This is a genomic window from Ochrobactrum sp. C6C9 (assembly GCF_022627935.1).
Taxonomy (GTDB): Bacteria; Pseudomonadota; Alphaproteobacteria; order Rhizobiales; family Rhizobiaceae; genus Brucella; species Brucella teleogrylli.
In genome coordinates, this window is sequence record NZ_JABXGB010000042.1 from 1 (window position 1) to 23,258 (window position 23,258).

The following is a 23,258-nucleotide window of genomic DNA, read 5'->3' on the forward strand; positions in this document are numbered from 1 at the left end:
CCTCAGGATGAGGGACGTGCGTAGCGACAAGTAGACCTGAAATCATCGCGCTCAAAACAAAACCGCACCGGAATTGCTTCCGGCGCGGTTTCGAGCTTCGCCAGCCCCCGCAAAGGCGAAACATCAGGCGTATTTTGGTTATGGTGAGCCGAAAATGGTGGAGTTTGAGAACCGGCGCGCAGCGTACTTAAAGGTACGTGAGCACCGGAAGCGCAAAACAACGCCATTTGCAGGCCGCCAGAGCCGAAATATCAACGCTTCTGGTTGTAGACGTCGATGCAGACGGCACCCAGCAGCACGATCCCCTTGATGACCTGCTGATAGTCGATGCCGATGCCGAGGATCGACATGCCGTTGTTCATGACGCCCATGATGAGCGCGCCGATCACCGCACCCGTCACGCGACCGACGCCGCCATAGGCCGATGCGCCGCCGATGAAGCAGGCCGCGATCACGTCCAGCTCGAAACCGATGCCCGCCTTCGGCGTTGCCGTATTGAGACGCGCTGCGAAGACCAGACCGGCCAGCGCCGCCAGCACGCCCATATTGACGAAGGCGAGAAAGGTCAGCCGTTCGGTCTTCACGCCGGAAAGCTTGGCCGCATGGCGGTTGCCGCCGACCGCATAGATTTGGCGACCGATCACCGTGCGGTTGGTGAGGAACGCATAGGCTGCAATCAGCACCGCCATGATGATCAGCACGTTCGGCAAGCCGCGATGCATCGAAATCAAGAGCGACAGATAGGCAATCGCCGCAAAGAACAGAATGTTCTTGATGACGAACAGGCTGAACGGCTCCGTTTCCACCTCATGGGCGATGTGGCGGGCACGGGATTTGGCATTCTGCCAGATCATGAAGCCGGCCAAAAGCACGCCGATGATCAGCGAGGTGAGATAGACGCCGCCTGCCGTGGTGCCGATGATTTCGGGAATAAAGCCCGACGAAAGTTTCTGGAACACGACCGGGAACGGGCCGACCGACTGGCCGCCGAGCACGGCCAGCATCAGGCCCTTGAACACCAGCATGCCCGCCAGCGTCACGATGAAGGACGGTATGTTGAAATAGGCGACCCAGAAACCCTGCAACGCGCCGATCAGCCCGCCGACCAGCAGGCAGAGAATGGCGGCAATCGGGAAAGGCACGCCCCATTTCACCATCATCACCGCGGCCAGCGCGCCGATGAAACCGCAGACCGAGCCGACCGACAGGTCGATATGACCGGTCACGATGATGAGCAGCATACCGAGCGCCATGATGACGATATAGCTGTTCTGCAACACCAGATTGGTCAGGTTCAGCGGCTTCATCAGCACGCCGCCGGTGACGATCTGGAAGAAGATCATGATCGCGACGAGCGAGAGCAGCATCCCGGATTCGCGCAGATTGTTCTTGAGATAACGCCCCACACTACTGGTCTGGCTGCTTCCGATGATAGTCTCGCTCATTGCCGTTTTCCCTTATTCCGCATGATGGCGCGCATGATGTTTTCCTGCGTGGCTTCCTCGCCGGCGACTTCGCCGACGAAAGCGCCTTCATGCATGACGACGATGCGGTCGCAGATGCCGATCAGTTCCGGCATTTCCGAAGAAATGACGACCACGCCCTTGCCGCTCTCCGCCAGTGAATTGATGATGGTGTAAATGTCGTATTTCGCGCCGACATCGATGCCGCGCGTCGGTTCGTCGAGGATGAGCACATCCGGCCCGGTGAACAGCCATTTCGACAGCACCACCTTCTGCTGGTTGCCGCCGGAAAGCGTGCCCGTCTGCTGGAAGACATTGTGGCTGCGAATGCTCATCTGGTTGCGATAATCGCCGGCGACCTTCATTTCGCGAATATCGTCGATGACGCCCTTCGGGCTGACGCCGCGCAAATTGGCCAGCGAGATGTTGCGCGAAATGTTTTCGCCGAGCACGAGGCCGAGCTTCTTGCGATCCTCGGTCACATAGGCAAGCCCGGACTTGATCGCCCGCGCCACCGTGGAAATATCCGCCGCCTTGCCGTTGATGCGGGCCTCGCCGGTGATATTCGTGCCCCAGGAGCGCCCGAACAGGCTCATGGCGAATTCGGTGCGGCCCGCGCCCATCAGGCCTGCAATGCCGACGATTTCGCCCGCCTTGACCTGGAACGACACGTTCTTGACCGAATGGCGCTCCGGATGCAGCGGATGATAGACCGACCAGTTGTCGACCTCCAAAATCACATCGCCGATCTTCGGCTCGCGCTTCGGATAGCGACTTTCCAGATCACGATCGACCATCTTGCGGATGATATCGTCTTCCTCGACCTCGCCTGCATGACAATCGAGCGTCGCCACGGCTTTGCCGTCGCGCAGCACGGTGATCTTGTCGGCGACTTCGCGAATTTCATTGAGCTTGTGCGAAATCAGGATCGACGTGATGCCCTGCGCGCGAAACTCTTTCAGGAGCGTCAGAAGCGCTGCACTGTCGGTCTCGTTCAGGCTGGCCGTTGGCTCGTCGAGGATCAGCAAGCGTACGCGCTTCGACAGCGCCTTGGCGATTTCCACCAGCTGCTGCTTGCCGACGCCGATATCGGTGATCAGCGTGTCGGGCGATTCCGACAAGCCAACCTTTTTCAAAAGTTCCCGCGTGCGCATATGCACCGCACTGCGGTCGATGACGCCATGGCTCGCCGGTGGATTGACCAGAAAAATATTCTCCGCAATCGACATCAGCGGGATCAGCGCCAGTTCCTGATGGATGATGACAATGCCGAGCGCTTCGGAATCGTTGATGTCGCGAAACTGTCGTTCTTCCCCGTCGAAGAAAATCGAGCCTTCATAGCTGCCATGGGGATAAACGCCCGACAGCACCTTCATGAGTGTGGATTTGCCAGCGCCGTTTTCGCCGACAAATGCGTGAATTTCCCCCGGCATGACCGTGAAATTGACGTCGCTCAACGCCTTCACGACCCCGAAGGATTTGCTGATGCCGCGCATTTCAAGAATAGGTTTGCCAGCCGCATTCAGCTGGCCGCCCTGCTCCTCAAGCGGGACAGGATTGGCTACATTCATCGCTCACTCCCGATAGAGCGCCCCGCATCCCTCCGGATGCTGACCTCGACGCTCCAAACCCTGTTGCCTGCCCATCCGAAGAACCGTCCGGTTGCTTCATGCGATGCCGCAGGTTTTCCGAATGCCATTGCGCACAGGCGAAAGCCTTCTTTCAAAGCACAGCCTAAAAAAGACAACGCTGTCAATCTAGCAGCCTACCCCAGTTCAAAACTGAGGTAAGCCTGGGATTGAGGCAATGGCATTACAGAAATTCGATGCTGTTTCGGACGAAGCCGGAAAACTACCGGATTTTCGGCCCGAAACCGCGCATATGCAAGAGGCGGTGTCGGGCGTGCTGGACGGCACGCCGACACACCCTGTCAGGACCAGATTACTTGATCTGGTCTTCCTTGTAGTAACCGCTGTCGACCAGGACTTCTTTCCAGTTCGACTTGTCGACGATCACCGGCTTCAGCAGGTAAGCCGGGACAACCTTGACGCCATTGTTATAGGTCTTAGTGTCGTTGACTTCCGGTTCCTTGCCGCTCATCAGCGCATCGACCATATCGACCGTGACCTTGGCCAGTTCGCGGGTGTCCTTGAAGATCGTCGCGGTCTGTTCACCGGCGAGGATCGACTTGACCGAAGGCACTTCGGCGTCCTGACCGGAAACGATCGGCATCGGCATGTCGCCGCTGCCATAGCCGACGCCCTTCAGCGACGACAGGATGCCGATGGAGATGCCGTCATAAGGCGACAGAACTGCATCGACGCGCTTGTCTGAATAGTAAGCGGACAGGATGGAGTCCATACGGGCCTGAGCCGTTGCGCCGTCCCAGCGCAGCGTTGCAACCTTGTCCATGCCGGTCTGGCCGCTGGCGACCACAACCTTGCCGCTGTCGATGTAAGGCTGGAACACGGACATTGCGCCATTGTAGAAGAAGTAGGCATTGTTATCGTCCGGCGAGCCGCCGAAGAGTTCGATATTGAACGGGCCCGGCTTGTTCTTCAGGTCGAGTGCCTTTTCAATCGACTGTGCCTGCAACACGCCGACCTGGAAATTGTCGAAGGTCGCATAGTAATCGACATTCGGCGTGTCACGGATCAGACGGTCATAGGCGATAACCTTGATGCCTGCGTCGTGCGCCTTGGCCAGCACGTCGGACAGCGTGGTGCCGTCGATGGATGCAACGACGAGAACCTTGGCGCCCTTGGTCACCATGTTTTCGATCTGCGCCAGCTGGTTCGGCACATCGTCTTCAGCATACTGAAGATCGGTCTGATAACCGCGTTCCTTCAGAACCTTGACCATGTTGTCGCCATCGGCGATCCAGCGCGCCGACGACTTCGTTGGCATGGCAACCGCCACAAGACCCTTGTCTTCGGCGCGGGCCATGCCCGTGAAGGCAAGCGCGGCCATCGCGACTGCCAGGGTTAGAGTTTTCATACCTGCCATTGTTACACTCCCAAAAATTGGGACAGGCTTCGCCTCGAAACCTGCCGTTCTCCCAAACTCCCGCGCCCCGCCCAAGTTGTTGGCCTGCAGATTGCGGAATGCCTCCAAGTCCATTTCTGAACAAGGGTTTAACCCCTCTTCAAAAATGCCTAAACCCTAACAAATTGCGCGCCTCCTTCAGCCCGCAACTGCCTCCCATGCAGCCACAGCGCGCCGGGCGCGCTCGCGCACATCGGCCACGGTGAAACCAGCCTTGTAAAGGCTCGATCCAAGGCCGAAGCAGCTCACGCCAGCCGCGACATAGGTTGCGAAATCGCTTTCCGAAACGCCGCCCACAGCGCCAAACGGAACATCCTTCGGCAAGACGGCGGAAACCGCCTTGATCCCATCTGCGCCCAGCACGCTGGCCGGGAAAAATTTCAGTGCCGATGCGCCTGCGCGGATCGCCGAAAAGGCTTCCGTCGGTGTGAACACGCCCGGCATCGTCACCATGCCATGGCCGCTTGCGCGGCGAATGACGTCCGGCTCGACATTGGGGCTGACCATCAGCCTGCCGCCAACATCGTGCAGCCGGTCCACATCCTCGACGCTCAACACAGTGCCCGCACCGATCAGCACATTGGCCGGTGCAAGCTTTGCAGCCTTGCCAATCGACACGAACGGGTCCGGCGAATTGAGCGGGATTTCGATGGCTTCAAAACCCGTCTCAATCAGCGCTTCGACGATTGCTTCGGTTTCTTCGGTACGAATGCCGCGCAGGATCGCGACCAGCGGATAGCGCAGCTTTGGCCATGCAACACGCGCGCTCATTGTAAAACTCCCGCAAAAGCGTGTCTTGCCGCCATGAACAGACCGTCGCGCACCAGTTCGTCCGCCTCGATGCGCTTGACGGCCAGCCCGGCAATGTCAAGCGCGCTGGCATAAAGCGCACCCATCATGCCATCGGACAAAAGCAGCACCTGCTGCGGCTTGCCATAAAGCGTGCGTCCGCCTGCAACTTCCAGCCCGATCAACAGGCCGGAAAGCCGCGCCAGCTGGTCGGTCGGCTTGCGGTCATGCACAAGCCAGCCCGCGCGAACCGAAAACAGCGCATTGGCGATCAGTTCAGGCGTTTCGAGCGAGGCCTTCACACCTGCCGCGAAAGCCGCGCCGTGCGGGTCAACCGCGCCTGCACCTTCCAGCGCCCCGGCCAGCACCGACTTGTCTTTCAAAAGCGCGAACAATTCGCCCGTCATGAAAGTCCGGTAATCGGCAAGACCACCATCGGCGATCCGCACCCATTTGGCGTGGGTGCCGGGCATGACGACCACCGCATCACGCGTGCCGCCATGCACGAGGCCAAGCAGTTTGGTTTCCTCGCCACGCATCACGTCCGGCGCCGCCTCATCCCGCCGCGCAACGCCCGGCAGCATGATGACGTGACGGCGCGCAGGCACGCGCACCGCAGCCCTGACGATGCCGTCCAGCCCGGCAGGCAGGCTCATATAGGGCGCTTCGATCCAGCCGGTGCGCGATCCGGCCATGCCGCAGATCACCACAGGCAGATCGTCGGGCGCATCGAGCGTAGCCAGATGCCGTTCAAGCGTTGGCTCGAAACCGGCTTCCTTCGCCCGCAGCAGACCGTCATCGCCGCGGCTTTCGCCCAGCACGGCACCGTCCGCATCCAGCGTCCAGAGCCGCAACCGGGTTGTGCCCCAGTCGGCGACGGCTGCAAACGGCTTTTTATCGAGAGCCATCCGAACAAGCCTTAGTGGTTGTCGCGCGGCAGGCCACGCGTATGCGCGATGTCCTGATACTTGATCGCGTTTTCCAGAACCGCGCCGGTTTCCATCTGGCCGACAACGGCGCGCTGGATTTCCTGCCACGGCGTCTGGCTTTCCGGATATTTGTAGCCGCCAGCGGCTTCCAGGGCCTTGCGGCGTTCGGCCAGTTCCTCATCCGAAATCAGGATATCCGCCGTGCCGCGACCGAGATCGATGCGCACACGGTCGCCGGTGCGCAGGATGGCCAGACCGCCGCCAGCGGCAGCTTCCGGCGAAGCGTTGAGGATCGACGGCGAACCCGACGTGCCCGACTGGCGACCGTCGCCGATGCATGGCAGCGAGCTGATGCCCTTCTTCAAGAGATAATCCGGCGCGCGCATATTGACGACTTCGGCAGCGCCCGGATAGCCGATCGGGCCTGCACCGCGCATGAACAGCACGGTATGCTCGTCGATTTCCAGCGACGGATCGTCGATGCGGTGGTGGTAATCTTCCGGTCCGTCGAACACGACCGCCTTGCCCTCGAAGGCATTCGGGTCTTTCGTGTCGGAGAGGTAGCGATTGCGGAACTCGTCCGAAATAACGCTGAGCTTCATGATCGCAGACGAGAACAGATTGCCGCGCAGCACGCGGAAACCGGCATGTTTCTTCAGCGGCTGATCATAGGTCTTGATGACATTGCCGTCTTCAATGGTAGCGTTCTTGCAGTTTTCGCCAATGGTTTTGCCGTTGACCGTCAGCGCATTCTCGTTGATGAGGCCCTGCCCCATAAGCTGGTTGACGACCGCTGGCACACCACCGGCATGGTAATAATCTTCGCCGAGATATTCGCCCGCCGGCTGGAGATTGACCAGAAGCGGAATTTCCTCGCCATATTTCTGCCAGTCATCGACCGTCAGCTCCACGCCGACATGGCGGGCGAGCGCGTTCAGATGGATCGGCGCATTGGTCGAGCCGCCAATGGCGGAATTGACACGGATGGCATTGACGAATGCATCCTTGGTCAGAATGTCGGACGGCTTGAGGTCTTCATAGACCATTTCAACGATACGGCGGCCCGTCAGATAGGCCACTTCCTGCCGGTCGCGGTAAGGGGCCGGAATGGCAGCGGAACCGGGAAGCTGCATGCCGAGCGCTTCGGCCAGAGAGTTCATGGTCGTGGCCGTGCCCATCGTGTTGCAATAGCCAGTGGACGGTGCCGAGGACGCAACCAGCTTCACAAAGCCCTGATAATCGATCTCGCCCTTCGCCAGAAGTTCACGCGCCTTCCAGACGATGGTGCCCGAACCGGTGCGCTCGCCACGGAACCAGCCATTGAGCATCGGACCGACCGACAGCGCAATCGCCGGAATATTGACCGTTGCCGCAGCCATGAGGCAGGCCGGCGTGGTCTTGTCGCAACCGATGGTGAGCACAACGCCGTCGAGCGGATAGCCGTAGAGCACTTCCACGAGGCCGAGATAGGCAAGGTTGCGGTCGAGACCGGCGGTCGGACGCTTGCCGGTTTCCTGAATCGGATGCACCGGGAATTCGATGACGATGCCGCCCGCTTCACGCACGCCTTCGCGAACGCGATTGGCCAGTTCCAGATGGTGACGATTGCAGGGCGACAGGTCCGAACCGGTCTGCGCGATGCCGATGATCGGACGGCCCGACTGCAATTCTTCCTGGCTCAAGCCGTAATTCATGTAGCGTTCGAGATAGAGCGCCGTCATGTCGACATTGTCCGGATTGTCGAACCATGCACGCGAGCGGAACTTTGGCGTTTTCGGAGTGACGGGCTTGTTCATGTCTTTGTCCTGCTGGGTAAGAGGCCGCGAACGACCCCGTTTCCTAATCTACAAATGCTTCGACCGCGTGGCGCTTTCCGAACAGGAACGCATCGGCCACATGAGTCAGGGGAGCGAGATCGACATCCGAACGCCCCTCACCGATCAATTGCACAAAACGCTTGTAAAGGCGCTGATATTCGCGATCCGGCTCGGCCATTTTTTCATCGCCCGCAATGGTCAGGCGGCTGCCGCCATGGCTGAGCAGAACCGTGCCCTTGTCGGTTTCGACGCGAATATCCCAGGTCTGCGGGCCGGTCTGGCGCCAATCCAGCTCAAACGAAACCGGTATGCCGCTTTCCGTCTGGAACTTGAGATCGGCTGCAATCGGCGCCGCGCGATTTTCCGGAAAATACAGGTCGGACTGCGTCAGGAAAAAACGCTCCGGCAGGATATGCGTCACGATGGACAGCGCATTGATGCCCGGATCGAACACGCCGAGCCCGCCCGGCTCCCAGATCCATTGCTGGCCGGGATGCCAGTGGCGCACGTCTTCCTTCCAGGCCACCGCGACCGAACGGATCACCGCGTCTTTAAGAAACTCGCGGGCCGGTTCCACCGCCGCCGCCTCACGCGAATGCCAGGTGGCATAAAGCGTAAGCCCCTCAGCCTTGGCCAGACGATCCAGCGCCTGCACTTCGGAAATCGTCGCGCCGGGCGGCTTTTCCAGCATCACATGCTTGCGCGCTTTCAAAGCGGCATAGGCTTGAGCGAAGCGACCCTGCGGCGGCGTGCACAGCGACACGGCATCGATGGCGACACCCGACGAAAGCAATTGCTCGATATCGTTGAAAGACGGCACACTATCCAGTCCGGCATTGCGGCTGGCGATAGCGGCAAGCGCAATACCGTCCACCGCCTCGATGGATGGCAGATGCTGGTCGCGCGCGATCTTGCCGAGACCGACAATTGCCAAAGCGATATTTGACGAAGCCAACATTTCCAAACTCACAATGCCTGTACGGCGGTTTTTTCCGCCGCAGCCTGTTGCGCCGTCGCCTGAGCGAGCTTGTTCACCAGCGGATAGCGGAACGGCTTGGCTGAAATCTCGAACTGGTCGCCGGTTTGCGTCTTCACGCCGTCGGAGAAGGACAGCGTCGCCGTGCCGAAGAAATGGACATGAATATCGCCCGGGCGGCGGAACAGCTCATATTTGAAATGGTGATGTTCCAGATTGGCGATCGTATGCGACATGTTCGCCTCGCCCGACAGGAACGGCTTTTCGAAAATCACGTCATTGCCGCGGCGAATACGCGATACGCCTTCGACATGATCCGGCAGCGCGCCCACAAAGAGTTCCGGTCCAAGCGATGCCTGACGCAGCTTGGAATGGGCGAGCCAGAGATAATTCTGCTTCTCGGTCACATGGTCGGAAAATTCATTGGCAAGGCAGAAGCCGATACGATGCGGCTGACCATTCGGGCCGATCAGATAAATGCCGGCCAGTTCCGGCTCTTCACCGCCGTCTTCGGCAAAGGAAGGCGAAACCAGTTCGCCGCCGGTCGCGACCAGCGCCGAACCGTCGCCCTTATAGAACCATTCCGGCTGCACGCCGGTTTCGCCCGGCTTCGGCTTACCGCCTTCGACGCCCATCAGGAACATGCGCATCGAATCGGTCGGCTTTTCGGCGGCCTGCGCGGCCTTGTGCATCTTGTCGCGACCATCGGCAGAACCAAGATGCGTCAGGCCCGTACCGGCAACGATCAGGTGCGCCGGATCGGAATGGGTGATCGGCAGGCCGACGCGGCCCGCAGCCAGAGCGGCGTCGATATCGACGGCCTCGCCCTTGCCATTGCGCTCCACCTGCTCTGCAAGGCTGATACCGGCGCCAATTGCTGCCCAGGCCAGTTCATAGGTCGTCGAAGCGCCTTTGACGATATGGGCCGCACCCTCATCACCGCATGCAGCCACACGCGTTTCACCGCCCGCATCGCGGAACTGTACCAGACGTAACATTAAACCTCCCAGACCGCGACGAATCGCGGAAACTCCATGCCGGCCGTTTGAAAACACTTTCATGCCTTGCGACGGCTCACCTTATTAATATGACTATTTTGCCAAGGCCGCCTTTGTCAAGCAAGCGAAGACCCCGCATACACAGACTTGCAGTCTTCAACACCCGCCACAAGATTCAACTCATTGATTTTAATATTCTAATAATCAAAATGCCTGTTTGTCGCAGGCGATTATCGCGCAATTTTCTTCAAAGGCGCTTGCCATAAAGTAATATTATATGCTTCATATCCCTCAAGGCCGGGAGGGCCTTATTGGGAGGAAATATTATGAAACGCAGTCTCGCGGCTCTGTCAGCCGCATTTTCACTCGCACTGATTTCAAGCGCATCCGCCGCATCGCTGACTGTCGGTTTCTCGCAGATCGGTTCGGAATCGGGCTGGCGCGCCGCAGAAACCGCCCTGACCAAGCAGGAAGCTGAAAAGCGCGGCTATACGCTGAAATTCGCCGATGCCCAGCAGAAGCAGGAAAACCAGATCAAGGCCGTGCGCGGCTTCATCGCACAGGGCGTCGATGCGATCCTGATCGCCCCGGTCGTTTCCACCGGCTGGGACGCGGTCCTCAAGGAAGCCAAGGAAGCTGAAATTCCTGTCGTCCTGCTCGACCGCCAGATTGATTCGCCGGAAGATCTCTATCTCACCGCCGTGACCTCCGATCAGGTCCATGAAGGCAAGGTTGCCGGTGACTGGCTGGTGAAGGATATCGGCGACAAGTCCTGCAATGTGGTCGAACTTCAGGGCACGACCGGTTCGTCGCCTGCGATCAACCGCAAGAAGGGCTTTGAGGAAGCGATCAAGGGTCACGACAACATCAAGATTTCCCGTTCGCAGACCGGTGACTTCACCCGCACCAAGGGCAAGGAAGTCATGGAAAGCTTCATCAAGGCTGAAGGCGGCGGCAAGAATATCTGCGCAGTCTATGCCCATAATGACGACATGGCCGTCGGCGCCATTCAGGCCATCAAGGAAGCCGGTCTGAAGCCGGGCACCGACATCAAGATCGTGTCGATCGATTCCGTGCCGGATATCTTCCAGGCCATGGCCAATGGCGAAGCCAATGCCACCGTGGAGCTGACGCCGAACATGGCCGGTCCGGCTTTCGACGCCATCGAGGCGTTCAAGGATAAGGGCACCGTTCCGCCGAAGTGGATCCAGACGGAATCCAAGCTCTACACACAGGCTGACGATCCGAAGGCCGTATACGAAGCCAAGAAGGGCCTCGGCTACTAATCTTCGTGTCATTCGGGCCGCCAGCTTTCGGCGGCCCGGTTTCCCTTCGGCCCGTTTTGGCGAAGGGTATCGTTGCAATTCGCAAACGGAAGACTGCCATGGCTCGCCCCGAAACAGGCGCTCAACCGGCGTCGGTTATACCGCTTCTCGAAGCTCGCTCGATCACCAAATCCTTTCTGGGCGTCACCGCACTTGACCATGTCGATTTCGCGCTCAAACGCGGCGAAATCCATGCCTTGCTGGGTGAAAACGGTGCGGGCAAATCCACCCTCATCAAGATATTGACCGGCGCCTATCATGGCTTTGACGGGTCGATCCTGCTTGACGGCCAGCCCATTGCGCCTGCCTCCGTAGCGGAAGCGCAGACGCTCGGCATCGGCACCGTCTATCAAGAGGTAAACCTGCTGGAAAACCTCACCGTCGCCGAAAATGTCTTTCTCGGTCGCCAGCCGCGCCGCTTCGGCTTCGTGGATCGTCGACGCATGGAAAAGGACACAACCGCGCTCCTCGCGCGTTATGGTCTCGACATCGACGTCAGCGCGCCGCTGTCGGCCTATTCCGTGGCGATACGCCAGATCATCGCGATTGCGCGCGCCGTCGATCTGTCGGGCAAAGTGCTTGTCCTTGATGAGCCGACCGCCAGCCTTGATGCGCGCGAAGTCGAAATGCTGTTCACGGTTCTGCGCCAGTTGAAGGCCGAAGGACTCGGCATCATCGTCATCACGCATTTTCTGGATCAGGTCTATGCGATTGCCGATTGCGCCACCGTACTGCGCAATGGCCGTCTGGTCGGCAGCCGCAACCTGTCGGAACTGCCGCGCACCGATCTCATTTCCATGATGCTCGGCCACCAGTTGCAGGAAACCGTGCGCCGTCAGCTGACCGAGGAGGTCAGCGACGACACGGTCGCGCCGATCCGCTTTGCAGGCTACGGCAAGAAAGGCAGTGTTGCGCCATTCGATCTCGCCATCAAGCCCGGCGAAGCTGTGGGCATTGCAGGCTTGCTCGGTTCGGGCCGCACCGAGACCGCGCTTCTCATGTTCGGCGTTGATGAAGCCGATAGCGGCCAGCTCACCGTCGATGGCAAGGAGATCAAGCTGCCCTCGCCCGTTGCCGCCATATCGGAGCGCTTCGCCTTCTGTCCGGAAGAGCGCAAGACCGATGGCATCATCGGCGATTTTTCGGTGGCGGAAAATATCGCGCTTGCCGTGCAAGGCAAACGCGGCTGGTCGAAGCCGCTGTCCTCGCGCGAAAAAGCCGCGCTCGCGGACCGCTACATCAAGGCGCTCGATATCCGCCCGCCCGATCCGCACAAGCCGATCAAGTTTCTATCCGGCGGCAACCAGCAAAAGGCCATTCTGGCGCGCTGGCTCGCCACCGATCCCCGCCTGCTGATTCTCGATGAACCGACACGCGGCATTGACATCGGGGCGCATGCCGAAATCCTGAAACTCATCGGCGAACTCTGCGGACAAGGCATGGCGCTCGTCATCATCTCATCCGAATTCGAGGAACTGGCCGCCGTCGCCAATCGCGTGGTGGTTCTGTCGGACCGTCGCCATGTCGCCGAATTGCACGGTGAAGAAATCACCGCCGACAATATCGTGCGCGCCATTGCGGAGACCGGCCCGAAAACTACTTCTGCAAGCCAGAAGGAAGCTGCAGCATGATTGCCCGCATATCCAGAAAATTCAAAAGACTGGCGCCGCAGCTCGCAGCCCTCATTCTGATTCTTGCCGCAAACACCGTCATCTCGCCCGGCTTTCTCGACATTTCGTTCCAGAACGGTCGCCTCTATGGCAGCCTGATCGACATTCTGGTGCGCGCAGCACCGGTCGCCATTCTGGCCGTCGGCATGACGCTGGTGATCGCCACTCGCGGCATCGACCTTTCGGTCGGCGCCGTCATGGCGATCAGCGGCGCTTTCGCCGCATCGCTGATCGTTGCGGGCTATCCGCTGGCTGTCGTCATTCCGGCAGCACTCGGTGTCGGCCTGTTGTGTGGGCTGTGGAACGGCTTTCTGGTCGCCGTCTTCGATATCCAGCCGATCATCGCCACCCTGATCCTCATGGTGGCGGGGCGCGGCATCGCCCAGCTTATCACCGAAGGCGCAATCCTCACCTTCAACAATGACGCCTTCGCCGCGCTCGGCTCCGGCTCATTTATCGGCATACCCATTCCGGTGCTGATCTGGCTTTTGGCCGGGCTGGTCGTCGGCATTGCGGTGCGCTCCAGCGCGCTCGGTTTCCTGATCGAGGCAACCGGCATCAATCGGCGCGCCGCTATGCTGGCGGGCGTCAAGGCGCGGTTCCTGCTGTTCAGCGTCTATGCCGTTTCGGGCGTCGGCGCAGCGCTTGCAGGCCTGATCGCCACCGCCGACATTCGTGGCGCGGACGCCAACAATGCCGGTCTGTGGCTTGAACTCGACGCCATTCTGGCGGTCGTGATCGGCGGCACATCGCTCAATGGCGGGCGCTTTTCGATCACCGCCTCGCTGCTCGGCGCGCTGATCATTCAGTCGATCAATACCGGCATTCTGATGGCTGGCTTCCCGCCCGAGTTCAACCTCATCATCAAGGCTGGCATCATCATCGTGGTGCTCACCTTCCAGTCGGCAGCCATCGTCAACCTGATCGGCTTCCTGCGCTCGCAGCGCAAGGGCGGCGCCGTCAATGGCACCCGACACACTCATCAAGGAGCAGGACAATGAGAATTCTTCGCAACCTGCCCTTTCTGACCACTGTGGCGATTTTCCTGATCGCCTATGCGATCTGCGCAGTGCAATTCCCGAACATGCTGTCAACGCGGGTGATCGGCAATCTCCTGACCGACAATGCCTTTCTCGGCATTGCCGCGGTCGGCATGACCTTCGTGATCATTTCCGGCGGCATTGATCTTTCGGTCGGCTCAGTCATCGCCTTCACCAGCGTTTTCGTCGCGGTTCTCGTGGGTAAACTCGGCGTGCATCCTCTGCTCGCATTCGCGCTTGTTCTCGCCATCGCCGCGCTTTTCGGCGCATGGATGGGCATGATGATCCATTATCTCGGCATTCCGCCTTTCGTCGCGACGCTGGCTGGCATGTTCCTGGCGCGCGGCGCGGCCTTCCTGATCTCGACGGAATCGGTGCCGATCTCACACCCCTTCATCGACACGTTGCAGGGGCTTTATTTCCGGCTGCCGGGCGGCGGCAGGCTAACATTCATCGCCATGCTTATGCTGGCCGTGTTCATCGTCGGCAGCATTCTTGCCCATCGCACGCGGTTTGGCGCAAACATCTATGCACTTGGCGGCAATCAGCAATCGGCGGAACTGATGGGCGTTCCCATCGGTCGCACGACCATCGGCATCTATACCATGTCGGGCGTGCTTTCCGGCCTCGCGGGTATCGTCTATACGCTCTATACCTCGTCCGGCTATTCGCTGGCGACGGTGGGCGTGGAACTGGATGCCATCGCATCGGTGGTCATCGGCGGAACGCTTCTGACCGGCGGCGCGGGACTGGTTGCGGGAACATTTGTCGGCATTCTGATACAGGGGCTGATACAGACCTATATTGTTTTCGACGGCACGCTGTCTTCCTGGTGGACGAAAATCGCAATCGGTATATTGCTGTTCCTGTTCATCGCCCTGCAACGAGGACTCCTGTGGTTCTCCGACTTAAGACTGGCGCGTCAACGCATGAAGGAGGCCTGAATTGGGATTGCTGGAAACGGCCATAACCGGACGCAAGCGGCATAACAGCCACGCTGTCGTCGTGGGGGAACTCGGGCGCGGCATCGTCGCGGGCACCATTCCCGAAGGTTCGATCCTGCCCGGCGACAACGAATTGTCGCTGCGCTTCGGCGTTTCCCGCACGGTACTGCGCGAGGCGATGAAGACGCTCGCCGCCAAACGCCTGATCGAACCCAAGGCCAAGGTCGGCACCCGTGTCCTGGGCCATGCCAGCTGGAACTTCTTCGACCCCGATGTGCTGACATGGCGTTTCGAGGCCGGCTTCGACGAGGTCTTCGTCGATCATCTGGCCGAAATGCGCATGGCGCTCGAACCGGCTGCCGCCGCAGCCGCAGCCGAGCGCGCCACCAGCGACGAAATCGTCGAACTCTATGCGCTCGCCGCCAAGTTCGACAATCCGCAGCACACGCCGGAGACCATCGCCAAGGTCGACCTAGAGTTTCACCTCGCCGTCGCCCGCATGTCGGGCAATCCGTTCATGCGCTCGGTCAGCGGGCTGATCGAGGCGGCGCTTGCCGTGTCCTTCCAGCTTTCTTCTCCCGCTGCATCGCATGAAGGCATCGCCGAATGTGCGGCCAACCACCTGCGCATTGCCCACGCCATCGCCTCCCGCGATCCGCAGAAAGCCCGCGCGGCAATGGAAAGCGTCATCAAGCTTGGGGTGGAACGCATCCGCCACGTGATCTGACGAAGGAGGAGAATCGTGCGGAATTTGAAAGAAATCCGTCACGACCTCGACCTATAATTAGTTTGAGCTAAATTTGCCGTCGAAAAGAAACCGGTTTCTTTTCGCCAATTCCTACAAGGTGCACCGAACGCACCTCATGCACGACAGGGTTTTTCATGTCCTATCTCGCCGCTTCCGATCGCTACGACAACGCCACCTTTCGCCGCGTCGGGCGCAGTGGTCTCGTCCTGCCTGCCATTTCGCTCGGCCTCTGGCACAATTTCGGCGACGGAATTCCGCTCGACCGCCAGAAGGCAATGCTGTTCAAGGCCTTCGATCTCGGCATCACCCATTTCGATCTTGCCAATAATTACGGCCCGCCTCCGGGCTCGGCTGAACGCAATTTCGGCCAGATCCTGAAAAGCGATCTTGGTCGTTATCGCGACGAATTGATCATTTCCAGCAAGGCCGGTTGGGAAATGTGGTCCGGCCCCTATGGGCGCGGCGGCGGTTCGCGCAAGGCGATCCTTGCGAGCCTCGACCAGAGCCTGTCGCGCCTCGGCCTCGACTATGTGGATATTTTCTATTCACACCGTTTTGACGCCAATACGCCGCTGGAAGAAACGGCTGGCGCGCTTGCAAGCGCGGTCGAACAGGGCAAGGCGCTTTATGTCGGCATCTCGTCCTATTCTGCAGGCAAGACACGCGAAATCGCCAAAATCCTCGCTGCGCGCAACGTGCCGCTCTTGATCCACCAGCCGTCCTACAACCTGTTCAACCGCTGGATCGAAAAAGATCTTCTGTCGGCCACCAACGATGTCGGCGCAGGGGTCATCGCCTTCACGCCGCTGGCGCAGGGTCTGCTGACCAATCGCTACCTCAACGGCATTCCGGCGGATGCGCGCATCAACCAGCCGGGCAACAAATCGCTGCGCCCGGTCCATCTGAGCGATGACAATATCGAGCGCGCCCGCAGCCTCAACGAAATCGCCAAGAAGCGCGGACAGAGCCTCGCCCAAATGGCGCTGGCCTGGGTGCTGCGCGATCCACGCGTGACCTCGGCGCTGATCGGCGCCAGCTCGCCAGAACAGATCGTTGAAAACGTCAAGGCGCTGGAAAATCTCTCCTTCTCGGCAGACGAACTGAAAGAGATCGATAAATATGCGGTCGAAGGCGGCGTGAACCTCTGGGAAAAGCCCGCCAACGACGAAGCGGTGTGATAGCCAACCACCTCAAGGAAAAGCCCGGTTCCGACCGGGCTTTTTGCTACTCGACCTTCAGGTCAAAGGCGGGATTGCTGCGCAACGTATTGCTGACGGTGCAGATTTCCTCGGCCAGTTCGGCGATGTGTTGTTTCTCTTCGGCTGAAAGATCGCCCACGAAGTGAAACGCGATATGAAACCGCTCGATGCGCGACGGGCTTTCATGCGTCTTGTCGCCTGTCACCTCGACACGGACATCACCCAGCTTTTCGCGCAGGCCAAGCTTGCCCGCAGCGATCCGCGCGCTCAGCGCCATGCAGGCGGCGACTGATGCATAGAGCAGATCAAGCGGGTTGAAGCCCGGCTGGCTGACGCTCGTCACAAGCTCGACCTTGCCGCCCGTCGGCGTGGTGATCACCGGCAACTGGCCATCCGGCATTGCGGCAACCGCTCCCGTCTCGCGGGTTCTGACCTTGAGCTCGCTCATGAATTTCCTCGTTCAGTCGGAAACCTTCGGATAATCAATAGCCCGCGCCAGCCAGCAGCTGACCGAAACTGCGAAAATATCGCCCTTGTCATTGCGACGGAAGACCAGCTTCCATTCGCCCGGCGACGGCGCATCCATCGAACGCTGCACCGGCAAAAGCCAGACATCGGAACCGACCGCATAAAGCGGATACATGTCACTTTTGCCAAGGAACCCTTCGAAAGCGCCATAAATCGCGCCACCTTCGGCCACGAGAAGAAGACTTGCGCCAAGCTCCTCACTGCGGAAACGTCCAAGAATGTCACGTTTGGCCTCGCCCGTCACACGATGCATGGTGAGGGAGAGATTTTCATCCGCACGAGTGAGATGGACCACATCGCCTTCGCGACGGATAGCCGTCGTGGATGAACGCGCTTCATCCTTGCTCACCACATCCATTGCTTCCGGGCTGGTTCCAAAACGCGCCTTCATGCGCCCACGCCCGGCATCGTCAAGGCTCAGCACCAGACCGGTTTCGGCATCTAACCATGAGCCGAACCAGCCCGCATCGGCCTCAACGGGTTGCGATTCCGCCGATGACACACCGAGCGCGAGCTTCATCAGCTTCGCTGCAAGATCGGATGCACCGCCTTCAAAATTGAACATGGCGACGGTGGAAATCCGCTCATCGGCACAATGCCAGCGCTGGCAGCGCCAACCGCGCAAAGCGCCGCCATGGCCGGTGAGACGCTTGCCGCCCACCTCTTCGAATTTCAGGCCGAAGCCATAAGGGGCGGCTGCGCCATCGCTGAACGCCTGCGGCCCGCTCAAACGGCGATAAAGGCCGTTCTCGTCATTGCGTGTCGCGTCGATGAACTTTTCCCAGGCGATCATGTCGTCCAGCGAGGCGCAAATGCCCGCATCGCCCATCCAGTGAATGCGGTTGGTGGCGGGCAGAAACCCGCGCACCGTATCGCCCTCATAGCCGGTGCATTCGGTGAAAAGCGCCGTATCGGGAATGAGTTCCGCCGTCTTCATGCCAGCCGGTTGGAAAATCCGCGCAGCCAGAAGCTCGACCAGTGAACGGCCCGTATGGCTTTCGATCAGATCGGCCAGAATGCGGAAATTGCCGTTGCAGTAGGAATAATGGCTGCCCGGCGCAAAATGCGTGGTTTTCAGGCCGCGCAGCAGTTTCTGGGCATCTTCGGCCAGAAACACGCCTTCCGGGTCGCCGCCGCACAGCACTGTTAGCGCCCAGTAATCACGCAGGCCCGACTGGTTGTTGCACAGGTCCCGCACGCGCGGGCGTTCACCCACGAAATCGGCAAGATAAGTGCGAAGCGCATCGTCCAGCGCTTCCGGCTCGCCCACGCTGTCGAGAAGCACGCCGCAGGTGAATTGCTTGCTGACCGAACAGATCGGCATCCGCGTTTGCGCCGTCATCGGCTGGCGCGTGCGCAGATCGGCAAAGCCCCACGCTTGGCTGAGGACAACTTCGCCATCCTTGACGACGGCGACGACACCGCCCGGCCCCTTATAGTTCTGCGGAATGGTATCGACGAAAGCGCGAAGGGCGGGAAGATCGAGATGCGGCATGATGGAACTCGGACGACTCAGATGAAAATCAACAGCCGTCACGAGGCATCATTTCAGCCGATCAATCAAGGCCATGGCCGCGTGCGGATTATGCGCCTTATAGCCGCTGATGACATAGAGATAGACATCGCGCGCTATATTATCGGCCACCGGCGGCGTGACGGTTTTCAGCCCGTCCGGCTTCTGGCCTTCGGCAATCGCTTTTGCCCGCTTCGCCCACTGGTCGAGTTCGGCCTCGCTATAGCCAAGCGGCTCGCTTTCCTTGGTGCCCATGATGCGCAGATAGGCGAAAGGCGCGGTCATATCGGCAAATTGCGGAAATGCGCTATCGCCTGCAATAACCACCGCAACGCCATATTCCCGCAGAAGCGCTGTAAATTCCGGCACAATAAAACTGTCGTGGCGCACTTCCACCGCATGGCGCAGATCGCGCCCGTCGAGACGTTTCGGCAGGAGTTTCAGGAAAGCCTCGAAATCCTTGGGATCGAATTTCTTCGTGCCCATGAACTGCCAGTTGACGACGCCAAGCTTCTCCTTCAGCTCCATCACGCCGCCGGTGAGAAAGCGCTCGATGTTTTCGCCCGCTTCCGCCAGCACGCGGCGATTGGTCGAAAAGCGGGGCGCCTTCAGCGAAAAGACAAAGCCTTCCGGTGTTTCGTCGTGCCATTTGGCGAAAGTCGTCGGCTTTTGTGGGCCGTAATAAGTGGAATTGATCTCGATCGAGGTCATCTTGCTGGACGCATATTCCAGCTGGCGCTTCTTCGCCAGTTTTTCGGGATAAAAGCTTTCATCCCACGGCTCGAACGCCCAGCCGCCAATGCCGACACTAATCTTGCCAGAGTTTGCTTGCGCCATCTTGTCCTCCCGACATGAGATCATCCGTTTTGGTCATCATGTTTAGTCTGTATTCGCGCCGGGGGCTATGCTGTTATGTCAGTAACCTACGGATCGCATGCCATCCAAACAAGAGACGAACAATCGTCCGCATTTTGAGAGTGAGGAAATGCATCAGATGACCAGCAAACCCAATACGCGTAGCGGGGGCCAGATATTGGTGGACGCGTTGCGCATTCACGGCGTGGACCGTGTTTTCTGCGTTCCCGGAGAAAGCTATCTCGCCGCGCTCGACGCTTTTCACGATGTGCAGGATGAAATCGAACTGATCGTCTGCCGTCAGGAAGGCGGTGCTGCCTATATGGCCGACGCCCATGGCAAACTGACGGGTAAGCCCGGCATCTGCTTTGTCACCCGCGGACCGGGCGCGACCAATGCCTCTGTCGGCGTACACACCGCGTTTCAGGATTCGACACCGATGCTGCTGTTCATCGGTCAGGTCGCCAGCGATCAGGTGGAACGCGAAGCCTTTCAGGAAGTCGATTACCGCCGCATGTTCGGCCAGATGGCCAAATGGGTGGTGCAGATCGACGATGCCGCCCGCATTCCTGAACTGGTCAGTCAGGCCTTTCATCGCGCCGTCAACGGACGCCCCGGCCCGGTGGTGATTGCCCTGCCAGAAGATATGCTGACATCTTATGCCGCCGTCAGCGATGCCCCGGCCTATAAGAAGGTCGAGATGCATCCGGGTCAGGACCAGTTGCAGGACATGGTGCAACTGATCGAAAAGGCCGAACGCCCGCTGATGATCGTCGGCGGTGGCGGTTGGGACAGGCAAGCTGTGCGAGACCTGCAAACATTCGCTGAAAACATGCATCTGCCGGTGGCGGCTTCGTTCCGCTGTCAGGACATGTTCGACAACACCCATCCGCTTTATGCGGGCGAAATGGGCACATCGATCAGCCCGAAGCTGGCGCAGCGCGTACGCGACAGCGACCTTCTCGTGGTGGTCGGCGCGCGGCTTGGCGAAATGACCACGCAGGGCTATGAGCTTGTCAGCATTCCGGTGCCGCAGCAAAAGCTGATCCACATCCATCCGGGTGCCGAAGAACTGGGCCGCGTCTATCACGCCGATCTGCCGATCAATGCCAGCATGCCGGCCTTTGCCCGCGCTGCATCAAAGCTTGCCCCCATCGCCGCACCGCGCAGCAAGGCATGGGCTGAGACGGCCAATGCCGATTATCGCGACAACATGAAAACGCCGGTCATACCGGGCGCGGTGCAAATGGGCGAAATCATGGAATGGCTGCGCGCGCATCTGCCAGCCGATGCCATCATCACCAATGGGGCTGGCAACTATTCCGCCTGGCCGCATCGATTTTATCAGTACCGCACCTATCGCAGCCAGTTGGCACCCACCAACGGTTCCATGGGCTATGGCGTTCCGGCTGCCGTATCCGCCAAGCTGGCGGCGCCGGAGCGCACCGTCGTGGCCTTCGCCGGTGATGGCTGCTTCCTCATGAACGGTCAGGAACTGGCGACCGCCGCGCAATATAATGCGAAGGCGATTTTCGTCGTGGTCAATAACGGCATGTACGGCACCATCCGCATGCATCAGGAGCGCACCTATCCGGGCCGCGTTTCCGGCACGGGCCTCGCCAATCCCGATTTCGCAGCCCTCGCCCGGGCATACGGCCTGCACGGCGAAACGGTCGAAGCGACAGCCGATTTTGCAGCCGCTTTCGAGCGTTGCGAACAATCCGGCAAGCCCGCCTTGATCGAAATCCGCATCGATCCCGAAGCGCTTTCGCCAAAAATGTCACTGAGCCAGATGCGGGAACAAGGCCTCGCCAAGCAGAAATAATCCAAAGCCCCGGTTCGTCCGGGGCTTTCATTTTGCGCCTACGACTTTCGTCTGACTGGCAGATATTCCAGCTGGACTCGAACGTCGAAGCCCCGCATACCCACTTTACGTTGCGTAAAGTGGAGGGGGACCATGAACACGCTCAGTCTATCCATTATTTTGTTTGGTTGCATCGCGCTCGCCGTGGCGTGTTTTATCGCCTTTACGGGCGTCAATCTCTGACCGCAGGCAAAAGACTTTCGCCGAGAAAATCGCCTGAGAAGTCCCGCACGGCGCGAACCATGAAATCGCTGATGACCCGGATACGCGGCGCTGCCATGACATCGACGTGGCAGCTCATCCAGTATTCGCGTTCCAGATGCATTTCGTGCGGCAGAACAGGCACCAGTTCGGGATGCTTGCTGGCTATGAAAAACGGCAGAACGCACAGGCCATAGCCGGTCTGCGTGGCGACAAGCTGCGCGTGAATGCTGGAGCTTTGATACGTGCAGCGCTGGCCCGGCAGGATCTCGCGCATGTAATCAAGGCCGGGCGTGAACACCATGTCCTCGATATAGCCGATGAAGGGATGGCGCGCCAAATCGTCCCTGCTGCGGATCGGCGGATGCCGGGCCAGATAGTCGCGATGGCCATAGATGAACAACCGGTAGGATGTGAGCTTCTCGCTGTGATAAGGCCCGTTGCGCGGCATATGCAGCGTAATCGACAGTTCCGCCTCGCGGCGCGAAAGCGACATGATCTGCTGGATCGTCACCACTTCCACGAACAGGCTCGGATAGGATTGCGCCAGCACCGGCAGGCGGTCGGCCAGAAAGAAATTGCCGAAACCCTCAAGCGTCGAAAGACGCACAACGCCCGACAGCGCCGCGAGATTGCCGGTGGCTTCGGTCTGGAACTTCATGGCCTCGCGTTCCATGATTTCCGCAGGCTCGACCAGACGTTCGCCCATCGGCGTCAGCAGATAACCACGCGGGTTGCGCTCGAATAATTTGGTGGCCAGCGCCTGTTCCAGCCGGTCGATACGGCGCAGCACCGTCACGTGGCTGGTGCGCAGTTGCCGCGCTGCGGTGGAGAGCTGCCCCGTGCGCGCAACAGCCAGAAAATATTGCAGATCGTCCCATGTAAACTGCCGCACATACTGCTCCCTATAGTCTGCCCGCATTTTCCCTAGGGCATCTGTACATTTATGAACAGACGCTGTTCAAAAATTGTTGTTCTTGTACGCATTTGTCAATGCTACCGTTCCAATCGAAAACCCGAATGGAGGAACATATCGGGCGGAAGCACAAAGATGATCGATCTGAGGAGGTCGGTCATCCTGCCTGGAAAAGGCCGCTTCTCTGGAGGATACCGTTCGATTTTATCGAGGGGTCAAGGGAATCATTGGGAGGAGTATTTTATGAAGCGTCTTGCACTCGCAACGGCAGCACTGCTGGCTGCAACCGCCATCGCGTCGGCTGCGGAAATTTCCGATGGTAAAGTCAAGATCGGCATCTTGAACGACCAGTCGGGCGTCTATGCCGATTTCGGTGGCAAATGGTCTTATGAAGCGGCGAAGATGGCCGCCGAGGATTTCGGCGGCAAGGTGCTGGAT

The 23,258-nt window shown here is 59.5% G+C and carries 19 protein-coding genes and 1 pseudogene; 8 read left to right on the forward strand and 12 right to left on the reverse strand.

Going from position 1 to position 23,258, the window contains the following annotated elements; translation table 11 throughout:
- Positions 1 to 251: 251 nt before the first annotated feature.
- The 8 genes from mmsB to araD1 all read right to left on the reverse strand — a co-directional run bounded on the left by mmsB (position 252) and on the right by araD1 (position 10,017).
- Positions 252 to 1,445, reverse strand: a complete 1,194-nt coding sequence (gene mmsB, locus HWD97_RS21825; RefSeq protein ID WP_371835572.1) for a multiple monosaccharide ABC transporter permease — start codon at positions 1,443 to 1,445, stop codon at positions 252 to 254.
- Positions 1,442 to 3,034: a multiple monosaccharide ABC transporter ATP-binding protein gene (gene mmsA / locus HWD97_RS21830; RefSeq protein WP_171318458.1), complete on the reverse strand. Its 1,593-nt coding sequence runs from the start codon at positions 3,032 to 3,034 to the stop codon at positions 1,442 to 1,444. The genes mmsB and mmsA overlap by 4 nt, the downstream gene beginning before the upstream one ends.
- A gap of 370 nt (positions 3,035 to 3,404) precedes the next feature.
- Positions 3,405 to 4,469 (reverse strand): multiple monosaccharide ABC transporter substrate-binding protein, encoded by a 1,065-nt coding sequence (gene chvE / locus HWD97_RS21835; RefSeq protein WP_371835573.1) that lies wholly within the window; start codon positions 4,467 to 4,469, stop codon positions 3,405 to 3,407.
- 177 nt (positions 4,470 to 4,646) lie between these two features.
- Positions 4,647 to 5,279, reverse strand: a complete 633-nt coding sequence (locus HWD97_RS21840) for a 2-dehydro-3-deoxy-6-phosphogalactonate aldolase (RefSeq protein WP_140024334.1) — start codon at positions 5,277 to 5,279, stop codon at positions 4,647 to 4,649.
- The gene (locus tag HWD97_RS21845; RefSeq protein WP_371835574.1) at positions 5,276 to 6,205 is read right to left on the reverse strand and encodes a 2-dehydro-3-deoxygalactonokinase; all 930 of its coding nucleotides are present in this window, start codon (positions 6,203 to 6,205) and stop codon (positions 5,276 to 5,278) included. The genes HWD97_RS21840 and HWD97_RS21845 overlap by 4 nt, the downstream gene beginning before the upstream one ends.
- An 11-nt stretch (positions 6,206 to 6,216) precedes the next feature.
- On the reverse strand, positions 6,217 to 8,022 hold the full coding sequence (locus HWD97_RS21850; protein WP_371835575.1) for an IlvD/Edd family dehydratase: 1,806 nt from the start codon (positions 8,020 to 8,022) through the stop codon (positions 6,217 to 6,219).
- Positions 8,023 to 8,065: 43 nt separating this feature from the next.
- Positions 8,066 to 9,001 (reverse strand): Gfo/Idh/MocA family protein, encoded by a 936-nt coding sequence (locus tag HWD97_RS21855; protein ID WP_371835576.1) that lies wholly within the window; start codon positions 8,999 to 9,001, stop codon positions 8,066 to 8,068.
- An 8-nt stretch (positions 9,002 to 9,009) separates the two neighbouring features.
- On the reverse strand, positions 9,010 to 10,017 hold the full coding sequence (gene araD1 / locus HWD97_RS21860) for an AraD1 family protein (RefSeq protein ID WP_371835577.1): 1,008 nt from the start codon (positions 10,015 to 10,017) through the stop codon (positions 9,010 to 9,012).
- 326 nt (positions 10,018 to 10,343) lie between these two features.
- Here araD1 and ytfQ point away from each other — a divergent pair, with 326 nt between their 5' ends.
- The 6 genes from ytfQ to mgrA all read left to right on the forward strand — a co-directional run bounded on the left by ytfQ (position 10,344) and on the right by mgrA (position 16,922).
- On the forward strand, positions 10,344 to 11,303 hold the full coding sequence (gene ytfQ, locus HWD97_RS21865) for a galactofuranose ABC transporter, galactofuranose-binding protein YtfQ (protein WP_109369594.1): 960 nt from the start codon (positions 10,344 to 10,346) through the stop codon (positions 11,301 to 11,303).
- Between the two features lie 98 nt (positions 11,304 to 11,401).
- Positions 11,402 to 12,973: a sugar ABC transporter ATP-binding protein gene (locus tag HWD97_RS21870; RefSeq protein WP_371835578.1), complete on the forward strand. Its 1,572-nt coding sequence runs from the start codon at positions 11,402 to 11,404 to the stop codon at positions 12,971 to 12,973.
- Positions 12,970 to 14,013: an ABC transporter permease gene (locus tag HWD97_RS21875; protein ID WP_371835579.1), complete on the forward strand. Its 1,044-nt coding sequence runs from the start codon at positions 12,970 to 12,972 to the stop codon at positions 14,011 to 14,013. The genes HWD97_RS21870 and HWD97_RS21875 overlap by 4 nt, the downstream gene beginning before the upstream one ends.
- Entirely contained in the window at positions 14,010 to 14,996 is a 987-nt protein-coding gene (yjfF, locus tag HWD97_RS21880; RefSeq protein ID WP_371835580.1) for a galactofuranose ABC transporter, permease protein YjfF, read from the forward strand. Before HWD97_RS21875 ends, yjfF begins: the two co-directional genes overlap by 4 nt.
- Position 14,997: 1 nt before the next feature.
- Positions 14,998 to 15,723 (forward strand): FadR/GntR family transcriptional regulator, encoded by a 726-nt coding sequence (locus HWD97_RS21885; protein ID WP_371835581.1) that lies wholly within the window; start codon positions 14,998 to 15,000, stop codon positions 15,721 to 15,723.
- A gap of 155 nt (positions 15,724 to 15,878) precedes the next feature.
- Positions 15,879 to 16,922, forward strand: coding sequence for an L-glyceraldehyde 3-phosphate reductase (mgrA, locus tag HWD97_RS21890; RefSeq protein ID WP_371835582.1), 1,044 nt, complete (start codon positions 15,879 to 15,881; stop codon positions 16,920 to 16,922).
- A 46-nt stretch (positions 16,923 to 16,968) separates the two neighbouring features.
- Here the strand turns inward: mgrA and HWD97_RS21895 are convergent, their stop codons facing one another.
- From HWD97_RS21895 to HWD97_RS21905, 3 genes are read right to left on the reverse strand one after another with little or no spacing between them, the layout of a single operon-like run.
- Positions 16,969 to 17,391, reverse strand: a complete 423-nt coding sequence (locus HWD97_RS21895) for an OsmC family protein (RefSeq protein ID WP_371835583.1) — start codon at positions 17,389 to 17,391, stop codon at positions 16,969 to 16,971.
- 12 nt (positions 17,392 to 17,403) lie between these two features.
- Entirely contained in the window at positions 17,404 to 18,966 is a 1,563-nt protein-coding gene (locus tag HWD97_RS21900) for a D-aminopeptidase (RefSeq protein ID WP_371835586.1), read from the reverse strand.
- A gap of 48 nt (positions 18,967 to 19,014) precedes the next feature.
- Entirely contained in the window at positions 19,015 to 19,821 is an 807-nt protein-coding gene (locus HWD97_RS21905; RefSeq protein ID WP_371835584.1) for a DUF72 domain-containing protein, read from the reverse strand.
- 157 nt (positions 19,822 to 19,978) lie between these two features.
- Here HWD97_RS21905 and HWD97_RS21910 point away from each other — a divergent pair, with 157 nt between their 5' ends.
- Complete coding sequence (locus tag HWD97_RS21910) at positions 19,979 to 21,664, forward strand: thiamine pyrophosphate-binding protein (RefSeq protein WP_371835585.1); 1,686 nt, start codon at positions 19,979 to 19,981, stop codon at positions 21,662 to 21,664.
- Positions 21,665 to 21,875: 211 nt separating this feature from the next.
- On the opposite strand, the gene HWD97_RS21915 is transcribed toward HWD97_RS21910, so the two are convergent.
- A complete protein-coding gene (locus HWD97_RS21915; protein WP_121536616.1) occupies positions 21,876 to 22,799 on the reverse strand; it encodes a LysR family transcriptional regulator in 924 nt (307 codons plus the stop codon).
- Positions 22,800 to 22,964: 165 nt separating this feature from the next.
- Between HWD97_RS21915 and HWD97_RS21920 the strand changes: the two are divergent.
- Positions 22,965 to 23,258: pseudogene (locus HWD97_RS21920) on the forward strand (hypothetical protein); the annotation flags it as partial.

Coding starts and splice junctions, on each gene's coding strand:
- mmsB (WP_371835572.1), bottom strand. CDS start 1,445: ATGAGCGAGACTATCATCGGAAGCAGCCAGACCAGTAGTGTGGGGCGT.
- mmsA (WP_171318458.1), bottom strand. CDS start 3,034: ATGAATGTAGCCAATCCTGTCCCGCTTGAGGAGCAGGGCGGCCAGCTG.
- chvE (WP_371835573.1), bottom strand. CDS start 4,469: ATGGCAGGTATGAAAACTCTAACCCTGGCAGTCGCGATGGCCGCGCTT.
- HWD97_RS21840 (WP_140024334.1), bottom strand. CDS start 5,279: ATGAGCGCGCGTGTTGCATGGCCAAAGCTGCGCTATCCGCTGGTCGCG.
- HWD97_RS21845 (WP_371835574.1), bottom strand. CDS start 6,205: ATGGCTCTCGATAAAAAGCCGTTTGCAGCCGTCGCCGACTGGGGCACA.
- HWD97_RS21850 (WP_371835575.1), bottom strand. CDS start 8,022: ATGAACAAGCCCGTCACTCCGAAAACGCCAAAGTTCCGCTCGCGTGCA.
- HWD97_RS21855 (WP_371835576.1), bottom strand. CDS start 9,001: ATGTTGGCTTCGTCAAATATCGCTTTGGCAATTGTCGGTCTCGGCAAG.
- araD1 (WP_371835577.1), bottom strand. CDS start 10,017: ATGTTACGTCTGGTACAGTTCCGCGATGCGGGCGGTGAAACGCGTGTG.
- ytfQ (WP_109369594.1), top strand. CDS start 10,344: ATGAAACGCAGTCTCGCGGCTCTGTCAGCCGCATTTTCACTCGCACTG.
- HWD97_RS21870 (WP_371835578.1), top strand. CDS start 11,402: ATGGCTCGCCCCGAAACAGGCGCTCAACCGGCGTCGGTTATACCGCTT.
- HWD97_RS21875 (WP_371835579.1), top strand. CDS start 12,970: ATGATTGCCCGCATATCCAGAAAATTCAAAAGACTGGCGCCGCAGCTC.
- yjfF (WP_371835580.1), top strand. CDS start 14,010: ATGAGAATTCTTCGCAACCTGCCCTTTCTGACCACTGTGGCGATTTTC.
- mgrA (WP_371835582.1), top strand. CDS start 15,879: ATGTCCTATCTCGCCGCTTCCGATCGCTACGACAACGCCACCTTTCGC.
- HWD97_RS21895 (WP_371835583.1), bottom strand. CDS start 17,391: ATGAGCGAGCTCAAGGTCAGAACCCGCGAGACGGGAGCGGTTGCCGCA.
- HWD97_RS21900 (WP_371835586.1), bottom strand. CDS start 18,966: ATGCCGCATCTCGATCTTCCCGCCCTTCGCGCTTTCGTCGATACCATT.
- HWD97_RS21905 (WP_371835584.1), bottom strand. CDS start 19,821: ATGGCGCAAGCAAACTCTGGCAAGATTAGTGTCGGCATTGGCGGCTGG.
- HWD97_RS21910 (WP_371835585.1), top strand. CDS start 19,979: ATGACCAGCAAACCCAATACGCGTAGCGGGGGCCAGATATTGGTGGAC.